The sequence below is a fragment of the Parasynechococcus sp. genome (genome assembly GCF_042954325.1).
Classification (GTDB): Bacteria; Cyanobacteriota; Cyanobacteriia; order PCC-6307; family Cyanobiaceae; genus Parasynechococcus.
This window is the reverse complement of the sequence record NZ_JBGKDS010000032.1, coordinates 1-1838: the sequence shown is the minus strand read 5'-3', so window position 1 is coordinate 1838 and position 1838 is coordinate 1. Positions and strand designations below refer to the sequence as shown.

Annotated in this window: 3 protein-coding genes; all 3 read left to right on the top strand. The window is 67.6% G+C overall.

Features of this window, described 5'->3' with window-relative positions; all coding sequences use genetic code 11:
* On the top strand, window positions 1-655 hold a 655-nt coding region (gene epsC, locus ACGVKB_RS05000; protein WP_392350178.1), incomplete at its 5' end, for a serine O-acetyltransferase EpsC.
* Complete coding sequence (locus ACGVKB_RS04995) at window positions 652-1506, top strand: sulfotransferase family 2 domain-containing protein (protein WP_392350177.1); 855 nt, start codon at window positions 652-654, stop codon at window positions 1504-1506. The genes epsC and ACGVKB_RS04995, both read left to right, overlap by 4 nt.
* The coding region (locus ACGVKB_RS04990; RefSeq protein ID WP_392350176.1) for a glycosyltransferase family 2 protein at window positions 1503-1838 on the top strand (336 nt) is incomplete at its 3' end. The genes ACGVKB_RS04995 and ACGVKB_RS04990, both read left to right, overlap by 4 nt.

The following is a 1838-nucleotide window of genomic DNA, read 5'->3' as shown; positions in this document are numbered from 1 at the left end:
CGGTTTCCAGGCCATCAGCCTGCACCGCATCAGCCATCGGCTCTGGCGCAGCCGGCTGCCGCTCAAACTGCTGGCCCGTTGCCTGAGCCAGGTGGGGCGCGGCCTGACCGGCATTGAGATTCACCCCGGAGCCCGCATCGGATCCAGCGTGTTCATCGACCACGGCATGGGTGTGGTGATCGGCGAAACCGCGGAGATCGGCAACCGCTGCCTGCTGTATCAAGGGGTCACCCTCGGCGGCACCGGCAAGGAGCACGGCAAACGCCACCCGACGCTGGCCGAAAACGTGGTGGTGGGGGCCGGCGCCAAGGTGCTCGGCGCCATCACGATCGGCACCAACACCCGGATCGGCGCCGGATCGGTGGTGGTGCGCCATGTGGAGGCCGATTGCACGGTGGTGGGCATTCCCGGCCGCGTCATTCACCAGAGCGGTGTGCGGATCAATCCCCTGGCCCACTCCGCCCTGCCGGATGCGGAGGCCAACGTGATCCGCAACCTGATGGACCGGATCGACGAACTGGAGAGCACCGTCGGCAACCTGCAGCGCTGCCTTCAGGAAGTCGCCGCCGGCCGACAACTGCGCGACATCTGCCGCGGTGAAGCGCAGAACCTGAAGGACCGCGAGATCCTCGAGTTCCTCGGCGACGCCGAATGATCATTGACCACAGCCTGGGGTTGGTGTTCCTGCACGTGCCGAAATGCGCCGGCACCGCCCTGCGCACCGCCTGGCAGGACGCCGCCGAGGGACGGGATGTGGTGAGCTTCTTTGACTTCGGCTTCGATGCGGTGCTGCAGCGCCAGGTGGACCTGGCCCACCAACCGCTGATGGACCTGCGCCATCGCAAGGAATGGCGCTTCCTCCGCCGCTATCACGTGGTGGCCTGCATCCGCCATCCCTATCAGCGCCTGGCCTCCGCCTGCCGGGAGTACTACCGCCAGCACAGCCGGGAGAGCGAGCTGCAGATGCGCCACGAGCCCCCCAGCCGTGAGCAAATGCTGCACTACCTGCGTCGCTTGCCGGGGGCGATGGATGCCCATGACCTGCGCTATGTGCACGGCTTCCCGATCAGCTGGTTCAGCCATTACGGCAGCAAACCGATGGTGGACACGCTGCTGCGCTGCGGCCAGCTGGCGGACGACCTGAACGCACTGAGCGCCCGGCTGGAGCTGCCGGCGGCTCTGACTGCCCAACTGCAGCGGGTGGGGGCTGGCGACGGCCGCAGGCCCTCGGCGGCTCTCGATCAACTCGAACGGGACCCCGACCTGAGGGCCCTGGCCCATGTGCTGCACCGCGACGACTTCCGCTGCTTTGGCTTCGAGCGCAGCCCGGCACAATTCGAGGATCCCGAGCTGAAACAACTGATCGAGCAGAGCCTGGCGATCGGGCCCTCCCATGCCCTGCCGCTGCCGAACCTCACGCCGCAAATGCGTTGGTATTACGGCCGCAGCAGCCATCGCCCGGAACCGGTGCTGCGGCCAACCCGATCCCCCCGGACGCCGCGATGACCCTGGCCTTGACGCTGCTCTGCCGGGATGAAGCCGACATCCTCGAGCCGATGCTGCGCTTCCACCTCGAGCGCGGCGTCGACCTGATCATCGCCACCGACAACGGCTCGGTGGACGGCAGCCTGGAGATCCTCAAGCGCTTTGAACGGGGCGGCCGGCTGCGGCTGCTGCAGGAACCGGAACACACCCACGACCAGGCGGTGTGGGTGACGCGGATGGCGCGACTGGCCGCCGAACTGGGGGCCAGCTGGGTGATCCACAGCGATGCCGATGAATTCTGGTGGCCCCGGAGCGGTGACCTCAAGACCACCCTGGAGGCCTCACCTGAGGCG